The sequence below is a fragment of the Microbacterium sp. E-13 genome, from assembly GCF_049912955.1.
Taxonomy (GTDB): Bacteria; Actinomycetota; Actinomycetes; order Actinomycetales; family Microbacteriaceae; genus Microbacterium.
In genome coordinates this window covers 2,132,240-2,154,534 of sequence record NZ_CP183973.1, presented here as the reverse complement: position 1 = coordinate 2,154,534, position 22,295 = coordinate 2,132,240, and the positions used below count along the sequence as shown (strand labels likewise).

Sequence of the window (22,295 nt, the reverse complement as noted above, 5' to 3'; positions counted from 1 at the left end):
GCCCGCGCACGCGACGATTCCGGGATGGCAGAGAAAGACGTCTTCGGGCGCGCCGGCGAGGACCGCGCCGCCCGATACTTCGAGACGCTGGGGTTCACGGTCCTCGCCCGGAACTGGCGGTGCCGGGGAGGCGAGCTCGACCTGGTGGTCGCAGACGACTCCGTGGTCGTCGCGGTCGAGGTCAAGACGAGGCGCGGGGACGCGTTCGGGCATCCGTTCGAGGCGATCGACGCGCGCAAGCGCGTACGCCTGTGGCGCCTGGCCGTCGCGTGGGCGAGCGCCCACGGCGACGTGGTGCACGGTCGCCGGCTGCGCATAGACGCGGTCGGGCTGACCGGCGCCGATCCCTCGACCGCGCTGCTGGAGCACCTCGTCGACGTGGAGGTGCCATGAGCGTCGCACGCACGTGGGCTGTCGCTCTCCTCGGCGCCGAGGGCGAGTGCGTGGAGGTCGAGGCCGACCTGTCGAAGCAGACACCGGAGTTCCGCATCATCGGTCTGCCCGACAAGGCCCTCGGGGAAGCGGTGCAGCGCGTCCACAACGCGTGCGCGAACAGCGGCGTCCCGCTGCCGCGCCGTCGGCTCACGGTCAACCTCTCGCCGGCGAGCCTGCCCAAGCACGGCTCCGGCTTCGACGTCGCCATCGCGGTCGCCTCGCTCGCCACGGAGTCGGCGATGGATGCCGCATCGGTGGCCTCCACCGTGCATATCGGCGAGCTCGGGCTCGACGGCCGGCTGCGACCCGTGCCGGGCGTCCTCCCCGCTGTCGTCGCCGCGCGCCGCGCGGGTCATCGACGCGTCGTGGTGCCGCACGCCAACGGCGCGGAGGCAGCTCTCGTCGACGGGGTGGACGTGCTCGCCGCCGTCAACCTCGCCCAGGTCCTCGCATGGCATGGCGGCGATGTCGAGGTCGCCGACGAGGAGCCGGTCTCGCTGCCCGACGACGAGGCGGTGCCGGAAGCGGCGCTGGACCTGTCGGAGGTGATCGGTCAGCGAGACGCCGTCGAGGCGCTCGTCGTCGCCGCGGCGGGCGGGCACCACCTCTTGATGTGCGGGCCGCCGGGTGCGGGAAAGACCATGCTGGCGCGGCGTCTGCCGGGCATACTGCCCGAGCTCGACGATCGGGCCGCGCTGGCGAGCGCATCCATCCGCAGCCTGGCTGGATCGCGAGTGGTCGAGATGTCGCGCACGCCTCCGTTCGAGGCCCCACACCACAGCGCCAGCGTCGCGGCGCTCGTCGGCGGCGGATCCCGCGTCGTCCGCCCCGGAGCGATCGCTCGCGCCAGTGAGGGCGTGCTCTTCCTGGACGAGGCGGGCGAATTCACGTCGAGCGCGCTGGACGCGCTGCGGCAGCCGCTCGAATCGGGCTCGATCACTATCCACCGGGCGGGCGTCCAGGCCCAGTATCCGGCGCGCTTCCAGCTCGTGCTGGCGACGAACCCCTGCCCCTGCGGCGACTACGGCATCCGCGGTGGCACGTGTACCTGTCCGCCGGCAGCGATCCGACGATATCTCGGTCGGTTGTCGGGGCCGCTGCTCGACCGCATGGACATCGAGCTCACGCTGACGCGCGTCGCCGTGGCCCAGCGCGATCGGGGGTCGGGGATGTCCACGGCGACCGCCCGGCAGTGTGTCGCCGAGGCTCGCGCGAGGGCCGGCCACCGCCTGGCGGGCACGCCGTGGAAGGTCAACGCCGACGTGCCGGGCACGTGGCTGCGAGAAGGACCGGCGGCTCCCTCGCCGGTCGTGCGGCGGCCGCTCGATGCGGCCCTGCACCGGGGCGCACTGACGCTGCGAGGGTACGACCGCGTGCTGCGCGTCGCGTGGTCGCTCGCCGACATCGAAGGACGCGGGCAGCTGGGCGCCGAGCATATCGGCCGAGCGCTCTACCTCAAGAAGGGGATCGAGCTGTGACCCGGCTCGATCTCAGCGCCGACACCGCCCGTCGCGCGCTCGCGCCGGCCGGGGTCGAGTATGACGCCGAAGCAGCTCGTGACAGGTACGCCACGGCGGTCTGGTGCCAGCTCGTCGAGCCCGGCGATTCTGCGGCGGGTCGCCTCATCGCCGCGCGCGGTGCCGTGGGCGCACTCGAGGCGATGCTCGAAGGCGACCCCGCCGAGCTCACGGGCCGCGAACTGGCGGAAGGCCGCAAACGCTGGCTGCCGCGGCTCTCCGCGCGTGCGGTCTCCGAAGCGCTGACCGCCGCCGCCGCCCGCGGGGTCGCGTTCGTCACCCCGGCGGACGCCGATTGGCCGGCCCAGCTGGACGACCTCGGTGCGCACGCGCCGCTGTGCCTCTGGGTGCGCGGTGACGTGTCGGCGCTTCGGCGCCTCGAGCCGTCGGTCGCCATCGTGGGCGCGCGCGCAGCGTCCCGGTACGGCGATCACGTCGCGATGGAGTTGGCGGCGGAGCTCGCCGCCAGTGGCGTCGCCATTGTCTCCGGGGGCGCTTACGGCATCGACGGCGCTGCTCACCGCGCCACCCTGGCTGCGGGCGGGCTCACGGTGGCGTTGCTCGCCGGGGGAGCGGATCGCGCGTACCCGGCCGGACATACGAAGCTCCTCGACGATGTCGCCGCCCACGGCGTGGTGCTCAGCGAGGTCGCCTGCGGGGCGGCACCGACCAAATGGAGATTCCTGCAGCGGAACCGGCTCATCGCGGCTCTCGCTGGCGCCACAGTGGTGGTGGAGGCGGGATGGCGAAGCGGATCGCTCAACACCGCCGGGCACGCCGCCGCACTCAGCCGCCCACTCGGCGCGGTACCCGGCCCCATCACGTCCGCCACCTCCGCCGGCACCCACCGGCTCATCCGCGAGTACGGCGCGGAGTGCATCACCGGCGCCGACGACGTCCGTGAGATGCTCGGGCTCACCGAATCACAGCCGACAGGGACCACAGGGCACGGCTACACCGACGACGCGACCAGAGTGAAGGATGCGATGAGCACGCGGGTATGGCGGGACACCCTCGAGGTCGCGCGACGGGCCGGGATGTCGACGGACGCGGTCGAGGGCATCCTCGGGCTCCTGCAGCTCAAAGGCGTGATCGATTCCGGCGTCGACGGGTGGAGGCTCGTGCGTCTGGGCAGATGACGGCCGACGACGGCGGGTGATGGCTCGGCGAGGTGCGTCGCAGCGCAGGTGCGGGGTCGACCGGGCGCAAGCTGGGATGGTGGACATCGGGGAAGCGGCCGAGGCGTACCTCCGCCACCTCGCAGAGGTGCGTCGGCTGTCGCCGGCGACCGTGCGAGCGTACCGGTCCGACCTCGGCGGGCTCGCGGCCGCCTGCGGCGACATCCGTCTCGCGGATGTCGACCTCGACAATCTGCGCGAGTGGCTCTGGCAGGCCGTGCAGCACGGCGACAGCCGCGCCACCATCGCCCGCCGCACCGCCGCCGTGCGGGGCTTCTTCGCGTGGGCGACCGAGACGGGAGCCGTCGCCGCGGACCCGAGCCTCCGGCTCGTCGCCCCCAAGCGGGGGCGCACCCTGCCGAAGGTGGCGACCGCCGATGCACTGGGGGTGGTTCTGGAGCGGCTCGAGACGGCAGCGGCCGATGGGGACCCGCTCGCGTTGCGCGACCACGCGATGCTGGAGATGCTCTACGGCGCGGCACTGCGCGTCTCAGAGCTGTGCGGCCTCGACGTCGGAGACCTCGACCGTGACCGCCGCACCGCTCGCGTTCTCGGCAAGGGCGCCAAGGAGCGCGTCGTCCCCTTCGGGCTCCCGGCGCTTCGGGCCGTCGACGCCTACCTCGTGCGCGGTCGGCCGGCGCTCATCGCCCGTCGGCCGCAAGAGTCCTCCACGGCGGCTCTCTTCCTCGGTGCACGAGGAGGGCGGGTCGGCTCGCGCGCCGTCTACGACCTGGTGTCGCGCACCGTGGGGCCCGAGCTTGGCGCCCAGGTCGGGCCCCACGCCCTGAGGCACTCCGCGGCGACGCACCTTCTCGATGGCGGCGCGGACCTCCGCGCGGTGCAGGAGATGCTCGGTCACGCCAGCCTGGGGACGACCCAGATCTACACGCACGTCTCGAGCGAGCGGCTGGCCGCCTCGTACCGCCTCGCGCACCCGCGGGCCTGACACCGGACGTCAGCAGCAGGGGAGGAGCACGGCGCGCGGGACGCCTCCCAGGAGGATCAGCGGATTCAGGTACTCGCCGTCCCGCCGAACTCCGAAGTGGAGCACGCCCAGCGGCGCGTGCCCGCCGGTCGCAAGCTGCGCCACGGGCGCGTCCCTCGCCACCAGGACGCCCGCCTCGAGGTCGGATCGCACCGGCTCGAGCGTCGACACCAGGCCGCCCCCGTGATCGATCGTGAGGATGCCGCGCCCGGCGACTTCACCGGAGAAGGCCACCACGCCGGCAGCCGGAGCGTGCACCACCTCGTCGCCGAGCGGTGCGAGGTCGACACCGCGATGGCCCGGTCCGTACTCGTGCGCCGGAGCGACGAACGGGCGCTCCAGGCGGAACGGCTGGTGCAGCGGCCATGCCCAGTCCCTCTCCAGCACGACCGAGCCCGGATCGGGCGGTGGCGGGAACCGTTCTCGTGTCTCCGTCGAGGCCGCCGCCGGCTGTGCGAGCACCGCCGCCACCGCCCCCGCCAGGATGCCCGCAGCCGCCCACCGGGCGCGCCGCCGAAGGTGGAGTGTCGAAGTCGTCATGGCTCGACTCTCCAGCAGACGGTGCTCGGCGCTCTGCGGATGTCGCCGGTCGGTGGACGACGATCGCCGCAGGCGCCCGGGGGAGGAGGGTCGACCGGGCCGGCTGCTGATACACTGGGTGCGCACTCCGCGTGTCGGAGTGACTCCGCGTGCCCACAGCGCCGCACACCCCGAGTCTGACGAAGGGTGTGGCGCGGCATCCATCCCCAACGGTCCCCTCGAACGCTCGTGAGTGAGTGCGGGGCGGGAATGAGCCGGGCACCAGGCCCGCCGGCTCCGCCGGCGCGATCACAACCGCAACAGGCGCCGAGGCGCCGGAAAAGGAGAACGGCCATGGCCGTCGTCACCATTCGCCAGCTGCTCGACAGCGGCGTCCACTTCGGACACCAGACCCGCCGGTGGAACCCGAAGGTCAAGCGCTTCATCCTCACCGAGCGCAGCGGCATCCACATCATCGACCTCCAGCAGTCGCTGACGTACATCGACAAGGCGTACGAGTTCGTCAAGGAGACGGTCGCCCACGGCGGCACCATCCTCTTCGTCGGCACCAAGAAGCAGGCGCAGGAAGTCATCGCCGAGCAGGCCACGCGCGTCGGCCAGCCCTACGTCAACCAGCGCTGGCTCGGTGGTCTGCTCACCAACTTCTCCACCGTCTCGAAGCGTCTTGCGCGCATGAAGGAGCTGGAGGAGCTCGACTTCGAAGACCCCGCGGCGAGCGGCTTCACCAAGAAGGAGCTCCTGCTCAAGAAGCGCGAGCTCGACAAGCTGCACAAGTCGCTGGGCGGCATCCGCAACCTCCAGAAGACCCCCTCGGCCATCTGGGTCGTCGACGCCAAGCGCGAGCACCTCGCGATCGACGAGGCGTCGAAGCTCGGCATCCCGGTGATCGGCATCCTCGACACCAACGCCGACCCCGACGAGTTCCAGTACCCGATCCCCGGCAACGACGACGCGATCCGCTCGGTGGGCCTGCTCACCCGCATCATCGCCGACGCCGCCGCGGAGGGCCTCATCCAGCGCCACCAGCCCAGCGACGAGGCTGCTGACGCCGAGCCGCTGGCCGACTGGGAGCGCGAGCTGCTCGAGCAGGGCGCGCCCGTCGAGACCGAGGTCGCCGCTGTCGAGACCGAGGTCGCCGCTGTCGAGACCGCCGCCACCGAGTCGGCCGCCGACGAGTCGGGCGCCGAGGCTGCCGAGACTGCAGAGGCCGTCGAGGCGACCACCGCCGAGTAAGGCTCACACGCACTCCGCCTCGGCGGGATCATCCTGACCGCAGTGTCCAGGGCGGTCCCGCCGAGGCATCCACGAGAATTCACACAATCAAGGAGCCGCCACCCATGGCAAACTTCACGATCGCCGACATCAAGGCGCTGCGCGAGCAGCTCGGCACCGGCATGGTCGACACCAAGAAGGCGCTCGAGGAGGCCGACGGCGACCTCGAGAAGGCTGTCGAGATCCTCCGCCTCAAGGGCGCGAAGGGCAACGCCAAGCGCGCCGACCGCTCCACCAGCGAGGGCCTCGTCGCCGCGAAGCAGGTCGACGGTCAGGTCACGATCATCGAGCTCAACACCGAGACCGACTTCGTCGCGAAGAACGACCGTTTCATCGCGCTGGCCGACAAGGTCCTCGACGCCGCTGCCGCCGCCCACGCCGAGTCGGCTGAGGCCGCCCTCGCCGCACCTGCCGGCGGCCAGACCGTCGCCGAGCTGATCTCGGACGAGGCCGCCATCATCGGCGAGAAGGTCGAGCTGCGTCGCGTGAGCACCCTCTCGGGCGACAAGTTCGAGATCTACCTCCACAAGACCAGCAAGGACCTGCCGCCGCAGGTCGGTGTGGTGCTCGCCTACTCGGGCGACGACGCCGAGACGGCGCGCAGCCTCGCGCAGCACATCTCGTTCGCGAACCCCTCGTACCTCTCGCGCGACGAGGTGCCGGAGGCCGACGTCGAGAAGGAGCGCGAGATCGTCACCGAGATCTCCCGCAACGAGGGCAAGCCGGAGGCCGCCCTTCCGAAGATCGTCGAGGGCCGCGTCAACGCGTTCTTCAAGCAGGTCTCCCTGCTCGACCAGGACTACGCGAAGGACAACAAGCTGTCTGTCGCGCAGGTCGCTAAGGACGCCGGTCTGACCCTGACGGGCTTCGCCCGCTACAAGGTCGGCGCCTGACCCCATGAGAAGGCCCGCATCGGCACCCCGATGCGGGCCTTTTCTCATGCCCTTCGATAGTTCGTCACATTAGCCCGATAGTTTGTCGTCATCGAGAGGACCACAGTGATCAACGAGAACACCGGGCGCCGTCGCGTCCTTCTGAAGCTGTCCGGCGAAGCGTTCGGCGGGGGCCAGCTCGGCGTCAACCCCGATGTGGTCAGTCAGATGGCGCAGGAGATCGCAGCCGCCGTCGACCGCGTGGAGATCGCCGTCGTCGTCGGAGGCGGCAACTTCTTCCGCGGCGCCGAACTCAGCCAGCGCGGCATGGACCGGGGGCGCGCGGACTACATGGGCATGCTCGGCACGGTCATGAACGCGCTCGCCCTTCAGGACTTCCTCGAGCAGGCCGGTGCGGCCACCCGCGTGCAGTCCGCGATCTCGATGACCCAGGTCGCCGAGCCGTACATCCCGCGCCGGGCCGAGCGCCACATGGAGAAGGGCCGCGTCGTGATCTTCGGCGCAGGCGCCGGCCTGCCGTACTTCTCCACCGACACCGTCGCCGCACAGCGGGCGCTGGAGATCGACGCGCAGGAGGTGCTCGTCGCGAAGAACGGCGTGGACGGCGTGTACACGGCCGACCCCAAGAAGGATGCCTCGGCCACCCGCATCGACCGCATCACCTACCTCGACGCGCTCCAGCGCGGCCTCAAGGTCGTGGACTCGACGGCTTTCAGTCTGTGCATGGACAACAAGATGGACATGCGCGTCTTCGGCATGGAGCCCGAGGGCAACGTGACCAGGGCGCTCCTCGGCGAGGCCATCGGCACGCTCGTCACGGCGTGACCGCTCTGCCCTCGATAGACTGCAACCAGCCCATCTACGCGAAGGAGACACTGTGATCGCGGACGTCTTGGCCGATGCCGGAGTGCGCATGGACCGCGCCGTCGAGGCGGCGAAGGAGGACTTCGCCACGGTGCGCACCGGGCGCGCGAACCCCCAGCTGTTCCAGAAGGTGCTCGTCGACTACTACGGCAGCCCTACGCCGCTCGCGCAGCTCGCGTCGATCAACAACCCCGAGGCCCGCACGCTCCTCATCACGCCTTACGACAAGTCGGCACTCAAGGCGATCGAGCAGGCGATCCGCGACATCCCGAATCTGGGTGTGAATCCGACGAACGACGGCAACCTCGTGCGTGTCACGATGCCCGAGCTCACGGAGGAGCGCCGCAAGGAGTACGTCAAGCTCACCCGTTCCAAGGGCGAGGACGCCAAGGTCCACGTGCGCGGCATCCGCCGCAAGGCCAAGGACGACATCGACGCACTGAAGGGCGAGATCGGCGACGACGAACTCGCGCGGGGCGAGAAGGAGCTCGACGCGCTCACGCGCGCGCACGTCGACGCGATCGACGAGGCGCTCAAGCGCAAAGAAGCCGAGCTCCTCGAGGTCTGAGTCCCGCAGATGACCACCGCATCCGGTCCGCCTCTCGGCGAAGACCCCGCCCCGCCGCAGACGCGTCGCGAGGCGGGTGACGTGCGTCGCCCTGGCCAGCCGCACGACACGGGCCCCCTGGGCTCGCATCTTCGTGCAGCGCGCACCGAGCTGGAGACGCAGGTGGCGCAGGCGAGGGCCGACTTCGAGGAGGCGAACGAGCGCATCAAGCAGCGCACGGGTCGTGACCTCATCGTCGCGACCCTGATCGGCCTGGCGATCGGGGCCGTGCTGATCGGCTCGCTCGTGTTCGTGAAGTGGGCCTTCGTCCCGTTCGCGCTCGCGGCGGCGCTCCTGGCGATCTTCGAGTTCTCCCGCGCGCTCATCGTCAGCGGTCGCCGCGTCGACCTGGTACCCCAGCTGATCGCCGGTGCGGTCGTGGTCGTATCGGCGTACTTCGTCGACGCGTGGCTTCACTGGGTGCTCCTCTTCGTCGCGATCGCCTTCGTCGTGGTGTGGCGTCTCGTCGGCCAGATGGCCGCGCATGACGGGCGCACGTACGTCGCGGTCCTCGGAGACGTGCTCATCGCCTCCTTCCTGCAGATCTACGTCGCCTTCCTGACCAGCCTCTGCCTCGTCCTGCTCAGCAAGGACGGCGGCGAATGGTGGGTGCTCTCCTTCATCATCGTGGCGGTCGCCGTCGACACCGGCGCGTACGTCGCGGGGATCACGATGGGCAAGCACCCCATGGCCCCGCGGATCAGCCCGAAGAAGACCTGGGAAGGCTTCGCCGGTGCCGGCGCCGCCGCCATCATCGCCGGCGTGCTCGTCGCGATGTTCATGCTGGGTCTTCCCTGGTGGATGGGCGTCGTGTTCGGCATCGCGGTCCTCGCCACGGCGACGGTCGGCGACCTGGGAGAATCCATGATCAAGCGCGATCTGGGCATCAAGGACATGAGCTCGTGGCTCCCTGGTCACGGCGGTGTTCTGGATCGCCTCGACTCGATCCTGCTCTCGGTCGTGGCTGCGCTCGCGCTGTACTACCTGTTCACTCCGCTGGTGGCATCATGACGGCATCCGAGACGGGCGTGCGCTCATCGTTCCCTGAGACGCGCGGACGGGACAAGGGCTACGAGAAGCAGCCGGTCGATGAGTTCCTCGCGCGGGCGCGGGCCTCGTTCGAGGGAGGCACCGACGAGCTCAGTTCGGCCGACATCCGGCAGGCCGCGTTCCCGCTTGTGCGTCACGGCTATGTGATCGCGTCGGTGGATGCTGCGCTCGGCCGGATCGAGGACGCCTTCGCCGCTCGCGAGCGCTCGTCCGCGGTGGCCGAGTCGGGCATGCGCGCGTGGGTGGGCCACACCCGCGAGCTCGCACAGGAGATCCTCGACCGGCTGTCCCGTCCCGCCACGAAGCGGTTCGACCGGGTGTCACGGTTGCGGTACGGCTACCGGATCGCCGAGGTCGACCTCGTCACCGACAAACTTGTCCGCTATCTCGAGGCCGGCGACGCGGTGACGGTCGAGCAGGTGCGCTCGGTCGCGTTCCGGATGCAGCGGGGAGGCTACCGCGAGACGCAGGTGGACGCGGTGCTCGATGCCGTCGTCGAGGTCATGCTCGCCGTCAAGTGACGCCGGTCTTCGGCGCGGATGGCATGGCCTGCGGACGGTATGCGAGAATCGGGGCACTGTGACTTCTGGAAACGAGCTGCACCCGACCAGGCGCGCCCGTCGTCACGAGATGTCGGTGCGGAAGACGACCGCCGCCGTTTCGACTCTCACTCCGGCGCCGGCCCGTGCGGTGCCCGTTCGTACCTTGTCGGCGCGGTGGTCCCGCAGACGGGGTGTCGTCGGCGCCTTCGCCGCATTCGCGGTGCTGGGCTTCGTCGCGGCGTACATCGGTCCGACGGGTTTGGCGCTCGCCCAGACCAGCGCAGACGATGACGCGGTGTCGCTCTACGCCAGCTCGCTCGGCGATGTCCAGGCGCGGGCGGGGGACGAAGACGCGCCCGCCGCGGAGCCTGCCGTCCTGGATCGCGGCAATTACACGGTCTACGTCAAGCCGAAGCCCACACCCACCGTGACGGCGACGACGTCGTCCGGCGGATGGCGTCCGCCGTTCGCGGCGCCGAATCCCGGCTCGGCCCAGGCCATCGCGTACGACATGGTCAGGGCGCGCGGGTGGGGCGACGATCAGTTCGCCTGCCTGGTGGCCTTGTGGAAGAAGGAGTCCGGCTGGCGCGTGAACGCGTACAACGCCGGGAGCGGCGCCTACGGAATCCCTCAGGCCCTGCCGGGGAGCAAGATGGCGTCCGCCGGCGCGGACTGGGAGACCAACCCCGCGACGCAGATCACCTGGGGCCTCGGCTACATCGGGGGTCGCTACGGCACTCCCTGCGGAGCGTGGGGCCACTCGCAGCGCACGGGCTGGTATTGAGCTGTGCCGAGGTCCAACCGCCGCCGGCACGACTCGAGCGGCGACGATTCGTTCGAGCGCCTTCTCGCCGGCTGGAAGCGCACCGAGGTGCGCCGGGGCGTTGAGTGGACAGTGCAGCCGGTGTCGGCTGCCCAGGCCCAGAAGACTTACACGTGCCCCGGCTGCGGTCGCCCGATCGACGTCGGCGTCGCCCACCTCGTGATCTGGCGCGCCGACGGCGTGCTGGGTGATGCCGCCGACCTGGCGGCCCGGCGGCACTGGCATCCGCATTGCTGGAAGGTGGCCTGACATGGAGATCCGCGGACCGATGCAGCTTCCCGCGCGACGCGAAGACATCGAGCTCGAGACCCTCGACGGCCTGACCCTCGTGGGTGAGCTCGCCCTTCCCGCGGAGCGAGAACCCGTCGCAACGCTCGTGACGCTGCATCCGCTCCCGACCGCGGGCGGGTTCATGGACTCGCACATCTTCCGCAAGGCTGCGGGGCGGCTCCCCGCCCTCGCCGATCTCGCGGTACTCCGGTTCAACACCCGCGGCACCAGCTCGCCCCGCGGCACCAGCGAGGGCGCCTTCGACGGGGGCCGTTCCGAGGCGTTCGATGTGGCCGCCGCCATGGATTTCGTCCACGCACGGGGTCTGCCCCGGCCATGGCTCGTCGGCTGGTCATTCGGAACCGAGCTGGCCCTCAAATACGGGCGCGACCACGCGGTCGAGGGCGCCGTGCTCCTCTCGCCGCCTCTGCATCGCGCCACCGACGAAGAGGTCGCCGCATGGGGCGGCGACGATCGCCGCCTGATCGTTCTCGTGCCCGAATTCGACGACTACCTGCGACCGGATGCCGCGGCGGAACGCTTCGCGAGCGTGCCCGACGCCGTCCTCATCCCCGTGGAGGGCGGCAAGCACCTGTGGGTGGGGGAGAACCAGACACGTCGCGTGCTGACCGAGATCGTGGCCGCGATCAACCCCGACGCGCTGCCATTGCCGCTCGAATGGGAAGGGCCGCTCGTCGCCCAGGGCTGAGCGTCATCGCTCGTTCTGGCGTGGGATCACGACCTGGCGGTAGATGATCAGGATGCTGGCCGCCACGGGGATCGCCACCAGGGCGCCGAGCAGACCGAGCAGCGAACCGCCCGCGAGGGCCGCGATCACGACGACCGCGCCGGGCACCGAGACCGCGCGCCCCATGATGCGAGGCGAGATGACGTAGGCCTCGATCTGCATGTAGATCAGGTAGTAGATCGCGGCGATCCACCAGGCGTTCGGGTTGCTGCCCAATCCCGGGATGAGGCAGGTCAGCACGATGATCGTCGAGCCCGTCAGCGTTCCGACGAGCGGGATCAGCGAGAAGAAGAATGCGATGACGGCGAGGACGGCCGGGAACGGGGCGCCGATGATCGTGAGGAAGATCGCACTCAGCACGCCGTTGATCACGCCGAGGCTCAGCTGACCGATGACGTAGTAGCCGACGGAATCGGTGATCTGCTCTCCGAGGTCCATGAAGCGCGCCCGCTTGGAGGCCGGCACCAACTGGTACACGGACCGCTTGAGGCTCGGCGTGGACGCGGTGAAGTAGATGGTCAGGATGAGCACGATGAAGGCACCGGCGAACCCCGCGATGATGGCGCCCACGATCGCGATCAGGCTGCCGCCGACCTCGGAGCCGATCGCGCCCACGTCCAGCGACGCGTACCAGTCCTCGATGTAGCCCCACACCTCGTCCACGTTCAGCGCGGGGAAGACCGCGTGCAGCCACTGCTGGATGGCACCCACCGGGTCGTCGAACGCACCCTTCTCGGCGAGATCCTGGATCGTGGTGACGAGCTGACCGATCTGCTGCACGATGATCGGCACGATCATGAGGATGATGCCCGCGAAGGCGGCCAGGACGCCGAGGATCGTGATGAGGACGGCCGCCCAGCGCGGGAGCTTGCGCCGCTCGAGCCAGGCCACGATGGGGTCGAGACCGAGCGACAGGAACAGTGCCGTGCCGACATACAGCAGGATCGTCTGCAGGTTCTGGATGCCCCCGATCAGCAGCAGTCCGAGGCCGACACCCAGTGTCGCGAGAAGCGCCGTGCGGAACGGGCTGTGAATCTTCATCCGGGCTTCCCTCCCATCGACGGCGCGTCGATGCGTTGTGTCCGCCCAGAATACGCACGGCGAGACCCCAGTCCCGGGAATGGTCCCTCCCACGCGCCTCACAGGTCGTGTTCGCTAGTCTGAAATGTCGAATCGGTGGGCTGCGCTGTGTGCGCGCCCGGGAAAGGTGTTCTTCGTGCGTTTCGTGTGGGCCGTCGCAGCCTTCGTGCTCGCCGCCGTCATGATCGGCGCGGGCATCGCCCAGCGGACGATCTTCCAGGGACCGCGCACCGAGACGACGGCGATCTCGGTCGAGGAACAGACGCCCTTCCTCCTCATCGACGGGGCCGTGCTCAACCAGTTGCCGGGCACGCAGACCCTCCGGGCGCAGATGGAGGGCGACATCTTCGCCTCCTACGGGCGCACCGCCGACATGGAAGCCTGGCTCTCCGACGCCACGTACACCCACGTCACGCTGGCTGACGACGGCGGGCTCGACAAGGAAGTCGTCGAGCCGCAGGCGGCCGAGACCGGCGAACCCACGACGGATGCCACCACCGACGACTCTGCGGCGAGCGGCGATGCCACCACCGGCGATGCCGCCGCTGGGGCGGCCGGTCGCAACCCGGTGGGATCCGACCTCTGGCTGGACGAGTACCAGCAGACCGACCTCCTGATCGCCCCTCTCCAGCTACCGGAGGGCATGAGCGTCCTGGTCGCCGCAGACGGCACCGCCCCCGCGCCGAGCACGGTCACCGTCACGTGGCCGCTTCAGGCCTCCACTCCCTGGGCGGGCCCGCTCATCGTCGGTGGCGCCATCCTCATGGCCATCGGTGTGTTCCTCTACATCCTCGGCATCCGTCACGCGCGGCGTAAGCGCGGTCCGCGTCGCAAGGGTCTGCCGCTGCCGGTCACCGAGCCCATCGACATCGCGATCGACCACGGCGACAAGGGCGTCATCAGCTCGCAGTCGCCGAGGCGCCGCTCCGTCACGGGCGGCCGCCGCGCGCTGGCTGTCGTACCCCTGGTCGCCGTGTCAGCGCTGCTGTTCTCCGGCTGCTCGGCCGACGCCTGGCCGCAGCTCGGACCTACGCCCACGCCGTCTCCCACAGCGACCGTGATCGCCCCGGAGGGCCAGCAGGCCCCGGCGGTGACCAAAGCCCAGGCTGAGCGGATTCTGACGCGCATCGCGGCCACCGTGGCCGACGCCGACGCCGCCATGGACGGCAACCTCGCAGGGACTCGCCTCGAGGGCGCCGCACTGGCAGCCCGCGACACGAACTACAAGCTGCGATCCGCCATCGCCGATTACGCGGTGCCCGCACCGATCGTCGCCAAGCCGTTGGAGATCATCCTCCCGCAGGCGTACGACGGCTGGCCCCGCTCGGTGATCGCCATCGCCGATGACGACCAGTCGAAGACGTCGAGCATCATGGTGCTGACCCAGCAGGATGCGTGGTCGGACTACAAGCTGTCGTACATGGGCAGTCTCGAGGCCTCGACCTCCATCCCGGCCCTCGCGCCCTACTACATCGGCGCACCGCGGATCGAGCCCGACTCGCCGTTCCTCGTCCTCCCTCCCGACCAGGTGGCCGCGGCTTACGCGGACGTCATCAACAAGGGCCAGGAGAGCGAGTACTACGACCTGTTCGAGGCGGAGGGCGATCAGCTGCGCGACAGCATCGCCGCAGACCGGCAGCGCCGGCTCGACGAGTTCAACAAGACCGCGGCCTCGACCGGAAGCCTGGAGTTCACGTCCGCGGCCGGCACGCAGGCGCCTTTCGCACTGCAGACCGTCGAGAGCGGCGCCATCGTGGCGGTGAACATCAACGAGATCGACACTGTCAAGCCCACGAACCCCGATGCCGTCATCAAGGTCGACGGCAACCAGACCGTGAAGACCCTGGCCGGCGTGGATCAGTCCTCGACGGGATTCGCCACCACCTTCAGCGACCAGGTGTTCTTCTACGTGCCGGGGCCCGGGTCGAACGAGAAGATCCGTCTTCTCGGTTACTCATCCGACATCCTCGATGCGAAGATTCTGTAGTGACCGATCCCACTCTGGGCGCCTCGCTGCGCGGCGCCGTCGACCTGTCCACACTTCGAAACCGTCCTGCACCCGCCGTCACGGGTGAGGAGGCGCCGTCCGGCGCGGACGTCGCGGTGCCTTCGCTTGTGCTCGACGTCACAGACGAGACCTTTCCCCAGGTTCTGGAGCTGTCGCGCACCGTGCCGATCGTGGTCGACTTGTGGGCCGAGTGGTGCGGCCCGTGCAAGCAGCTGAGCCCGATACTGGAGAAGGTCGTGATCGAGCTCAGCGGCCGCGTCGTGCTCGCGAAGGTCGACGTCGACGCGAACCCGCAGCTCTCGCAGGCGTTCCGCGCGCAGTCCATCCCCATGGTCGTCGCTCTCGTGGCCGGCCAGCCGGTGCCCATGTTCACCGGAGCCGTGCCCGAGCAGCAGGTGCGGGAGGTGTTCGCCCAGCTCCTCCAGCTTGCGGCGCAGAACGGTGTGACGGGCTCCGTCTCGGTGGACGGGGAGGCTCCCGAGCAGGAGGCCGCTGCCGAGCCGCCGCTTCCGCCGCTGCACGCCGAAGCATTCGAGGCGATCGAGAACGGCGACTACGCGCGTGCGATCGCGGCGTACGAGAAGGCCCTCGCCGAGAACCCTCGCGACGCCGACGCGCGCGCGGGACTCGGCCAGGTCCGCCTGCTCGACCGTGTGCAGGGCGTCGACCTGCACACGGCACGCGCGGCCGCTGCTGCGGCGCCGCAGGATGTCGGCGCCCAGCTCACGGTCGCCGACCTCGACCTCGCCGGTGGGCATGTCGACGATGCCTTCCGTCGTCTGCTCGACCTGTTCGCCCAGCTTCCCGGCGACGAGCGCACGCCCGTGCGCGAGCGTCTGCTCGAGCTGTTCGCGCTCGTCGGCGACGCCGACCCACGTGTCGTCTCGGCCCGCGGGCGGCTCGCGTCGCTGCTCTTCTGAGCATCGCGGGGCGGCCTGCGCCCCGCGGGCGGAGCCGGCAGCCCGTGGGCTGCCGGCTCATCGCCTGTCAGCCCTGCGTGGGCGAAGGGATGTGCGCGCCCGTCCGGTGACGGAGCCAGAGCACCCCGAGCGGCGGGAGTACGAGCGACGCCCGCCCGCCAGCACCCGCGTGGACGACGCCGAGGTTGCCGACGCCCGACCCGCCGTACGCCTGCGCGTCGGTGTTGAGGATCTCGTCCCAGACGCCCGTCTCGGGCAGGTCGAGCTCATACGACGCGAGCGGCTGCCCCGAGAAGTTCGCAGCGACGACGATCGTGTTGCCGTGCCAGTCACGACGAGCGAATGCGATGACGTTGGGGTTCCACCGCGGACCGCCCAGCCGTTGGAAGGCCGCGCCGTCGCTGTCGCGCGACCACAGAGCCGATTCGCCGAGGTACGCGCGGTTGAGTGCGCCGACGAACTGCTGCAGCTGGGCGTGCGCGGGCTGGTCGAGGAGCCACCAGTCGAGTGAACGGCCCTCCGACCACTCCGAAAGCTGCCCGAACTCCTGCCCCATGAACAGCAGCTGCTTGCCCGGGTGCCCCCACATGTAGGCGAGGAAGGCGCGCATGTTCGCGAGCTTCTGCCAGTGGTCGCCGGGCATCCGGGTGAAGAGGCTCCCCTTGCCGTGCACGACCTCGTCGTGGCTGATCGGGAGGATGTAGTTCTCGCTGAAGGCGTAGACGAACGAGAACGACAGCTCGCCCTCGTGGTGCGAACGGTAGATCGGGTCTCGCTTGATGTACTGCAGCGAGTCGTTCATCCAACCCATGTTCCACTTGAACCCGAAGCCCAGGCCCGCCTGGCTCGTGGGCGCGGTGACACCCGGGAAGCTCGTGGACTCCTCGGCGATCATCGCGATCCCCGGGTAGCGCTTGTAGGCGGTCGCGTTCACCTCCTGCAGGAACCGGATCGCCTCGAGGTTCTCGCGGCCGCCATGGACGTTCGGCGCCCACTCGCCCTCGTTGCGCGAATAGTCGAGGTAGAGCATCGACGCCACCGCGTCGACCCGCAGACCGTCGACGTGGAACTCCTCGAACCAGTACAGCGCGTTGGCGACGAGGAAGTTCCGCACCTCGTTGCGGCCATAGTCGAAGATGTACGTCCCCCAGTCGCGGTGCTCGCCACGGCGGGGATCCGGGTGCTCGTAGAGGGGCTCGCCGTCGAAGCGCGCGAGGGCGAAGGCATCCTTGGGGAAGTGGCCCGGCACCCAGTCCATGATCACGCCGATGCCGGCCTGGTGCAGCCGGTCGATGAGGTACCGCAGGTCGTCCGGGTGCCCGAAGCGGCTCGTGGGCGCGTAGTAGCCGGTGACCTGATAGCCCCACGAGCCGCCGAAGGGATGCTCCGCGAGAGGCAGGAACTCCACGTGCGTGAAGCCCTGTCCGCCGACGTAGTCGATGATCTGGTCGGCGGCATCCCGGTAGGACAGGCCGGGCCGCCACGAGCCCAGGTGCAGTTCGTACACCGACATGGGACGCGACACCGGGGTGGACTTGGCCCGCGACGCGAGCCACGCGTCATCGCCCCACGTGTAGGAGGTGTCGACCACGACGGATGCGGTCGCCGGCGGCACCTCGGCGTACCGGGCCATCGGGTCGGCTTTCACGACCCATTCGCCGCTGCGTGCGCGGATCTCGAACTTGTAGGTGGCGCCCTGCCCCACTCCGGGGATGAACAGTTCCCACACCCCGGTGCCGCCCATCGAGCGCATGGCGTGTCCTTGGCCGTCCCAGCCGTTGAAATCGCCGACGACGCGCACCGCGCGGGCGTTCGGCGCCCACACCGTGAACGCCGTGCCGCGGGCGCCGTCGTGCTCGCGCTCGTGCGCGCCGAGCACCCGCCACAGCTCCTCGTGACGACCCTCGCGGATCAGGTGGAGGTCGAGCTCGCCGATCGTAGGGGAGTGGCGGTACGGGTCGTCGGTGACGTAGTCCGGTCCCTCCGGGTACGTGGTGATGAGTTCGTAGCCGATGAGGGCGCCGGCACGCGTGCCCTCCCATATGCCTCCGCGCACGTGTTCCAGCGGAATCCTCGTGCCGTCCGCGAAGGCGGCCGTGACACTCCGGGCCAGCGGGCGACGGGCGCGCACGGTCCAGGTGGGGGTGCCCTCGGCATCCTGATCGGGATGGATGCCGAGCACGGCGTGCGGGTCGTGGTGCGAGCCCGCCGCGACAGCGTCCAAGATCTCGTCGGTGGTCGTCATCGGGGCTCCTTCACGTGGAGGATGTGGACGGGTTCCGTGAACGCGTCGAGCATCACGTAGTTGTGATCGGACCAGGTCCACCGGGCGCCGGTGACGAGGTCCTCCACGTCGTACGACGCCCCCGGTTCGACGCCCCAGACGCGGGTGTCGAGATGGACCATCGTCTGACGGACCGAATGCGGATCGGTGTTGACCACGACGATGATGGTGTCGCTGCGCCCGTCGGGGGACAGGGCCGCATCCACGTGCTTCGCGTACACGAGGATCGCATCGTCGTCGCTCCAGTGAACGCTGAGGTTGCGCAGCTGGCGGAGTGCGGGATGGGCCCGCCGGATCTCGTTGAGACGGGTGAGGAAGGGCGCCAGCGAGTCGCCGCGCTCGACGGCGCCGGCCCAGTCGCGCAGCTTGTACTCGTACTTCTCGTTGTCGATGTTCTCTTCCGAACCTGGCCGCGCCACGTTCTCGTAGTGCTCGTAGCCGGCGTACACACCGTAGGTGGGGGCTGCCGTCGCGGCGATGGCGGCGCGGATGCGGTACGCCGCGCGACCGCCGAACTGCAGGTACTCGGTGAGGATGTCGGGCGTGTTGACGAAGAGGTTCGGTCGCAGGAAGTCGGCGGTGTCGTGCGCGAGCCCCGACAGGAACTCCTCGAGCTCGGCCTTGGTGTTGCGCCAGGTGAAGTACGTGTAGCTCTGCTGGAACCCGGCGGCGGCGAGGCTCTGCATCGGCGCCGGTCGCGTGAAGGCCTCGGCGAGGAACACCACGTCGGGAGCCTCGGCCGTGATCGTGGCGATGAGCCACTCCCAGAACTGCAGCGGCTTCGTGTGAGGATTGTCGACGCGGAAGATCTGCACGCCCTGTGCGATCCAGTGGCGTACGACACGCAGCACCTCGGCGCGGATGCCCGCCGGATCGTTGTCGAAGTTGACCGGGTAGATGTCCTGATACTTCTTGGGCGGGTTCTCGGCGTAGGCGATCGTCCCGTCGGGAAGCGTGGTGAACCACTCCGGGTGCGCGGCGACCCACGGATGGTCCGGTGCGGCCTGGAGTGCCAGGTCGAGGGCGACCTCGACACCCGCCGCGCGCGCCGTGCGCACGAAGGCGCGGAAGTCGGCGAGGGATCCCAGGTCGGGGTGGACGGTGTCGTGCCCGCCCGCCGCGGACCCGATCGCCCAGGGGGATCCGGGATCGCCGGGACCGGCATTCAGCGTGTTGTTCGGTCCTTTTCGGTTCATGGCGCCGATCGGGTGGATCGGCGGCAGGTAGAGCACATCGAAGCCCATCTCCGCGACAGCGGGGAGCCTCTTGGCGGCGGTGCGGAACGTGCCGCTCTTGATCGTGCCGTCCTTCAAGCGTCGCGCGCCCTCCGAACGGGGGAAGAACTCGTACCAGGCGCCGACACCGGCGCGCTCGCGCTCGACGAGCAGTTCGAGGTCATCACCGAGCGTCACGAGCGACATGACCGGGCGCTGGCGGAAGAACGCGGCGATGCCGGGGTCTTCGACGATCGCCAGGGCGGCCGCGTCGTCGACTGCCGGATCGCGGAGGGATTCCGCAGCCGCGGCCAGCGCCTTGCGCTCTGCGGCCGGACGGCCCTTCTCACCGCGGGCCCGGTCGAACAGCCGCGCGCCGATGTCGCGCATGAGCGCAGCATCCACTCCCGCCGCGATCTTCAGCGACGCGGCGTGCTCCCAGGTCGCGAAGTCGTCGCCGAAGGATTCGAAGCGGAATCGCCAGATGCCCTGCTCGAGGAGTGCGACCTTCGTCGACCAGCGGTCGAACCCGTCCTCGAGGGGGTCGAGCCGGTGAAGGGACTCGTCGCCCGATGGCGAGAACAGTCGCAGCTGAACGCCGATGCGATCGTGGCCCTCCCGGAACGCCGTGACGCCGAACGGCACGATCTCGCCGGCGAAGGCCTTGGGACGGTAGTCGCCCCAAGGGACGGCGGGCGCGGGCTTGGCCAGCGGCACACGCCGGGCGGCGGTATCGCGTTCCGCCTGCCAGGCAGGGTTGTTGCGGACGGGGAGGGCCGAGGCGCTCCGCCACGGGCGGGAGCGCTGAGAGCGCGTCGTCGTGACCACGAGTCGAACCTATCGCGCACCCTGGGCCGGCGACAGCGACGTGACGCCGCGCGTTCCATGCGGTACGGTGCGCGGGCGCACGGGGCCGTCGCCTACTCGGCGCGGAAGAGGCGCATCGAAGTGCCGGCGAGCTCCACGGTGTCGCCGGGCTCGTGCGCGGTCACGACGTCGGACGGCACCTCGTCGGCGCTCGACCACAGCGAGATGTACCGAGTCACGCCTTCGATCTCGGGAAGCTTCACCTTCGTCGGCTGCTCGGTGCCGTGCACCATCAGCAGCACGCGGTTGAAGTCCTCGAACTCGGGAGTGGATGCCGCGACGTACTGCAGCGTGCGATGCGCCGGGTCGGTCCAGCGTTCGCTGGACATGGTCTCGCCGCGCTCGTCGTACCACTCCATGACCGAGGCCGAGGGGGTGTGCTCACCCAGACGCGCGAAGCGGCTCGGGCGCAGCGCAGGGTTCTCGCGCCGGAGCCGCAGCAGATGCCGGACGTGCTCGTAGAGATCGCGCTGCCACGGCGCATGCTGCCATGACAGCCAGGTCAGGACCGAGTCATGGCAGTAGGCGTTGTTGTTGCCGCGCTGCGTGCGTGCGAACTCGTCGCCGGCGGTGAGCATCGGCACGCCCGCCGACAGCAGCAGCGTGCCGAGGAGGTTGCGCATCGCCTTGCGCCGTACGGCGAGGATGGTCGCGTCCTCGGTGGGACCTTCCGCACCGTGGTTGTACGAGCGATTGGTGTCTGCGCCGTCCCGGTTCTGCTCGCCGTTGCCGAGGTTGTGCTTGACGTCGTACGAGACGAGGTCCCGCAGCGTGAAGCCGTCATGGGCGGTGATGAAATTGACCCCCGCGAGCGGTCCGCGTGCGTCGGCGAACGTGTTGGCGGATCCGGCGAGGCGCGTCGCGAATCCGCCGATGCCGACGGGTGACGTCGAGGCTCGTCGCGCGTAGTCCACGTCGCTCAGCCAGAAGTTCCGCACGCGGTCGCGGTAGCGATCGTTCCACTCGGTCCAGCCGTCGCCGAAGTTGCCGGTCTGCCAGCCGCCGAGTCCGACGTCCCACGGCTCGGCGATCTTCTTGACGCCCGAGAGGGCGGGATCATCGAGGATCGCGCGCAGGAGGGGATGCTCCGGCGTGAACACGTGCGCGTCGTCGCGGCCGAGCGTCGCCGCGAGGTCGAACCGGAAGCCGTCGATCTGCACCTCGTTCGCCCAGTACCGCAGCGAGTCCAGTACGAGGCGGGCCGCGGCATCCGTAGAGGTGTCCACCGCGTTGCCGCAGCCGGTGACGTCGATGTAGGCGCCGTCCTCCTGCTGGCGGTAATAGGCGCGATTGTCGATGCCCCGCAGACTCGAGCGGGGCCCGCCGATGCCCTCTTCCGCCGTGTGGTTGTAGACGACGTCGAGGATCACCTCGAGCCCCGCCTCGTGGAGGATCCTCACCATGCCCTTGAACTCGCGGAGGATCGCCTCGGGGCCCTGCCGTCGGGCGTCTTCGCTGGCGTACGGTGCGTGAGGAGTGAAGAAGTTCACTGTGTTGTAGCCCCAGTAGTTCGTGAGGCCGTGCTGGAGCAGGCGCGGCTCGGTGGTGAACGCCTGCACCGGCAACAGCTGGATGCTCGTCACGCCGAGGTCCAGGAAGTGCTGCACCATGGCGGGGTGCGCGAGGCCCGCGTACGTTCCGCGGAGGGCGCCGGGGACATCGGGATGCCGCTTCGAGAGCCCCTTGAGATGGCCCTCGTAGATCACCGTGCGATCCATCGGGATGGCGGGCTTCGCGACGCCTCCCCAGTCGAACGAGCCGTCGACGACGGCCGAGCGCCAGCCGTCGTACCCGGTCTTCACCAGTCCGCGCGAGTACGGCTCCAGCAGCAGGGTGCCGTTGTTGAACGTGTTCCCCGGTCCGTGGGGCCCGTCCACCCGGATGGCGTATCTGGTCCCCGGGCGCAGAAGGGGCGTGGTCAGCTCCCACACGCCGCCTCCGACCGGGGCGAGCGGCTCCGTGGCCGTGATCCAGTCGAGGTCCGTGTCGTCGAAGACCACGAGATCGATGGCATCCGCCGCCCCCGACCAGACCCGCAGTCGGGCGCCGTCCGGGGTGAGCACGACGCCGAGGTCGTCGAGCCCGCTGCTGAGGAGACCCGCGGCGAGGGGCGAGAGTACGGACTCCGGGCTGATCATGCGGACTACCATAACCATGGTCCGAGTCAGGGGTGTTACGGGACCAGATCCCACCCCGTG

General features: G+C 69.8%; 20 protein-coding genes. 15 read left to right on the top strand and 5 right to left on the bottom strand.

Annotation, left to right across the window (positions count from 1 at the left end; translation table 11 throughout):
- Positions 1-24: 24 nt before the first annotated feature.
- The 4 genes from ACN9MP_RS09850 to ACN9MP_RS09835 all read left to right on the top strand — a co-directional run bounded on the left by ACN9MP_RS09850 (position 25) and on the right by ACN9MP_RS09835 (position 4,076).
- Positions 25-393 carry a YraN family protein gene (locus tag ACN9MP_RS09850; protein WP_426319765.1) on the top strand — a complete coding sequence of 123 codons (369 nt, stop codon included), beginning with the start codon at positions 25-27 and terminating at the stop codon, positions 391-393.
- A complete protein-coding gene (locus ACN9MP_RS09845; RefSeq protein ID WP_426319763.1) occupies positions 390-1,913 on the top strand; it encodes a YifB family Mg chelatase-like AAA ATPase in 1,524 nt (507 codons plus the stop codon). Before ACN9MP_RS09850 ends, ACN9MP_RS09845 begins: the two co-directional genes overlap by 4 nt.
- Complete coding sequence (gene dprA, locus ACN9MP_RS09840) at positions 1,910-3,091, top strand: DNA-processing protein DprA (protein WP_426319761.1); 1,182 nt, start codon at positions 1,910-1,912, stop codon at positions 3,089-3,091. Before ACN9MP_RS09845 ends, dprA begins: the two co-directional genes overlap by 4 nt.
- Before the next feature lie 79 nt (positions 3,092-3,170).
- Positions 3,171-4,076: a tyrosine recombinase XerC gene (locus ACN9MP_RS09835; protein ID WP_426325976.1), complete on the top strand. Its 906-nt coding sequence runs from the start codon at positions 3,171-3,173 to the stop codon at positions 4,074-4,076.
- 9 nt (positions 4,077-4,085) lie between these two features.
- Here the strand turns inward: ACN9MP_RS09835 and ACN9MP_RS09830 are convergent, their stop codons facing one another.
- Positions 4,086-4,655 carry a murein hydrolase activator EnvC family protein gene (locus ACN9MP_RS09830; protein WP_426319759.1) on the bottom strand — a complete coding sequence of 190 codons (570 nt, stop codon included), beginning with the start codon at positions 4,653-4,655 and terminating at the stop codon, positions 4,086-4,088.
- Between the two features lie 333 nt (positions 4,656-4,988).
- Between ACN9MP_RS09830 and rpsB the strand changes: the two genes are divergently transcribed.
- The 9 genes from rpsB to ACN9MP_RS09785 all read left to right on the top strand — a co-directional run bounded on the left by rpsB (position 4,989) and on the right by ACN9MP_RS09785 (position 11,685).
- Positions 4,989-5,888: a 30S ribosomal protein S2 gene (gene rpsB, locus ACN9MP_RS09825; protein WP_426319757.1), complete on the top strand. Its 900-nt coding sequence runs from the start codon at positions 4,989-4,991 to the stop codon at positions 5,886-5,888.
- Between the two features lie 104 nt (positions 5,889-5,992).
- Entirely contained in the window at positions 5,993-6,820 is an 828-nt protein-coding gene (gene tsf / locus ACN9MP_RS09820; protein WP_426319755.1) for a translation elongation factor Ts, read from the top strand.
- Positions 6,821-6,925: 105 nt separating this feature from the next.
- On the top strand, positions 6,926-7,645 hold the full coding sequence (gene pyrH / locus ACN9MP_RS09815; RefSeq protein ID WP_426319753.1) for a UMP kinase: 720 nt from the start codon (positions 6,926-6,928) through the stop codon (positions 7,643-7,645).
- 52 nt (positions 7,646-7,697) lie between these two features.
- Positions 7,698-8,252, top strand: coding sequence for a ribosome recycling factor (gene frr, locus ACN9MP_RS09810; RefSeq protein ID WP_426319751.1), 555 nt, complete (start codon positions 7,698-7,700; stop codon positions 8,250-8,252).
- Between the two features lie 9 nt (positions 8,253-8,261).
- Positions 8,262-9,302 (top strand): phosphatidate cytidylyltransferase, encoded by a 1,041-nt coding sequence (locus ACN9MP_RS09805; RefSeq protein ID WP_426319749.1) that lies wholly within the window; start codon positions 8,262-8,264, stop codon positions 9,300-9,302.
- The gene (locus ACN9MP_RS09800; protein ID WP_426319747.1) at positions 9,299-9,862 is read left to right on the top strand and encodes a DivIVA domain-containing protein; all 564 of its coding nucleotides are present in this window, start codon (positions 9,299-9,301) and stop codon (positions 9,860-9,862) included. The genes ACN9MP_RS09805 and ACN9MP_RS09800 overlap by 4 nt, the downstream gene beginning before the upstream one ends.
- Before the next feature lie 58 nt (positions 9,863-9,920).
- On the top strand, positions 9,921-10,667 hold the full coding sequence (locus ACN9MP_RS09795; protein ID WP_426319745.1) for a lytic transglycosylase domain-containing protein: 747 nt from the start codon (positions 9,921-9,923) through the stop codon (positions 10,665-10,667).
- 3 nt (positions 10,668-10,670) lie between these two features.
- On the top strand, positions 10,671-10,955 hold the full coding sequence (locus ACN9MP_RS09790; RefSeq protein ID WP_426319743.1) for a hypothetical protein: 285 nt from the start codon (positions 10,671-10,673) through the stop codon (positions 10,953-10,955).
- 1 nt (position 10,956) lies between these two features.
- Positions 10,957-11,685 (top strand): alpha/beta hydrolase, encoded by a 729-nt coding sequence (locus ACN9MP_RS09785; RefSeq protein WP_426319741.1) that lies wholly within the window; start codon positions 10,957-10,959, stop codon positions 11,683-11,685.
- A gap of 3 nt (positions 11,686-11,688) precedes the next feature.
- Here ACN9MP_RS09785 and ACN9MP_RS09780 read toward each other — a convergent pair whose 3' ends face one another.
- Complete coding sequence (locus ACN9MP_RS09780) at positions 11,689-12,765, bottom strand: AI-2E family transporter (protein ID WP_426319739.1); 1,077 nt, start codon at positions 12,763-12,765, stop codon at positions 11,689-11,691.
- 175 nt (positions 12,766-12,940) lie between these two features.
- On the opposite strand from ACN9MP_RS09780, the gene ACN9MP_RS09775 reads away from it, so the two are divergent.
- Positions 12,941-14,791: a glycosyl transferase gene (locus ACN9MP_RS09775; RefSeq protein WP_426319737.1), complete on the top strand. Its 1,851-nt coding sequence runs from the start codon at positions 12,941-12,943 to the stop codon at positions 14,789-14,791.
- Positions 14,791-15,732 carry a tetratricopeptide repeat protein gene (locus ACN9MP_RS09770; protein ID WP_426319735.1) on the top strand — a complete coding sequence of 314 codons (942 nt, stop codon included), beginning with the start codon at positions 14,791-14,793 and terminating at the stop codon, positions 15,730-15,732. Before ACN9MP_RS09775 ends, ACN9MP_RS09770 begins: the two co-directional genes overlap by 1 nt.
- Before the next feature lie 67 nt (positions 15,733-15,799).
- Here the strand turns inward: ACN9MP_RS09770 and glgB are convergent, their stop codons facing one another.
- From glgB to glgX, 3 genes are all read right to left on the bottom strand, one after another.
- Positions 15,800-17,977, bottom strand: a complete 2,178-nt coding sequence (gene glgB, locus ACN9MP_RS09765) for a 1,4-alpha-glucan branching protein GlgB (protein WP_426319734.1) — start codon at positions 17,975-17,977, stop codon at positions 15,800-15,802.
- Positions 17,974-20,058: a maltotransferase domain-containing protein gene (locus ACN9MP_RS09760; RefSeq protein ID WP_426319732.1), complete on the bottom strand. Its 2,085-nt coding sequence runs from the start codon at positions 20,056-20,058 to the stop codon at positions 17,974-17,976. The genes glgB and ACN9MP_RS09760 overlap by 4 nt, the downstream gene beginning before the upstream one ends.
- A gap of 92 nt (positions 20,059-20,150) precedes the next feature.
- Positions 20,151-22,235 (bottom strand): glycogen debranching protein GlgX, encoded by a 2,085-nt coding sequence (glgX, locus tag ACN9MP_RS09755; protein WP_426319730.1) that lies wholly within the window; start codon positions 22,233-22,235, stop codon positions 20,151-20,153.
- Positions 22,236-22,295 lie beyond the last annotated feature (60 nt).

What these genes read in the sequence shown, in the direction of transcription:
- ACN9MP_RS09850 (WP_426319765.1), top strand. Translation starts at nt 25, where the DNA reads ATGGCAGAGAAAGACGTCTTCGGGCGCGCCGGCGAGGACCGCGCCGCC.
- ACN9MP_RS09845 (WP_426319763.1), top strand. Translation starts at nt 390, where the DNA reads ATGAGCGTCGCACGCACGTGGGCTGTCGCTCTCCTCGGCGCCGAGGGC.
- ACN9MP_RS09830 (WP_426319759.1), bottom strand. Translation starts at nt 4,655, where the DNA reads ATGACGACTTCGACACTCCACCTTCGGCGGCGCGCCCGGTGGGCGGCT.
- rpsB (WP_426319757.1), top strand. Translation starts at nt 4,989, where the DNA reads ATGGCCGTCGTCACCATTCGCCAGCTGCTCGACAGCGGCGTCCACTTC.
- tsf (WP_426319755.1), top strand. Translation starts at nt 5,993, where the DNA reads ATGGCAAACTTCACGATCGCCGACATCAAGGCGCTGCGCGAGCAGCTC.
- ACN9MP_RS09805 (WP_426319749.1), top strand. Translation starts at nt 8,262, where the DNA reads ATGACCACCGCATCCGGTCCGCCTCTCGGCGAAGACCCCGCCCCGCCG.
- ACN9MP_RS09800 (WP_426319747.1), top strand. Translation starts at nt 9,299, where the DNA reads ATGACGGCATCCGAGACGGGCGTGCGCTCATCGTTCCCTGAGACGCGC.
- ACN9MP_RS09785 (WP_426319741.1), top strand. Translation starts at nt 10,957, where the DNA reads ATGGAGATCCGCGGACCGATGCAGCTTCCCGCGCGACGCGAAGACATC.
- ACN9MP_RS09780 (WP_426319739.1), bottom strand. Translation starts at nt 12,765, where the DNA reads ATGAAGATTCACAGCCCGTTCCGCACGGCGCTTCTCGCGACACTGGGT.
- glgB (WP_426319734.1), bottom strand. Translation starts at nt 17,977, where the DNA reads ATGACGACCACCGACGAGATCTTGGACGCTGTCGCGGCGGGCTCGCAC.
- glgX (WP_426319730.1), bottom strand. Translation starts at nt 22,235, where the DNA reads ATGATCAGCCCGGAGTCCGTACTCTCGCCCCTCGCCGCGGGTCTCCTC.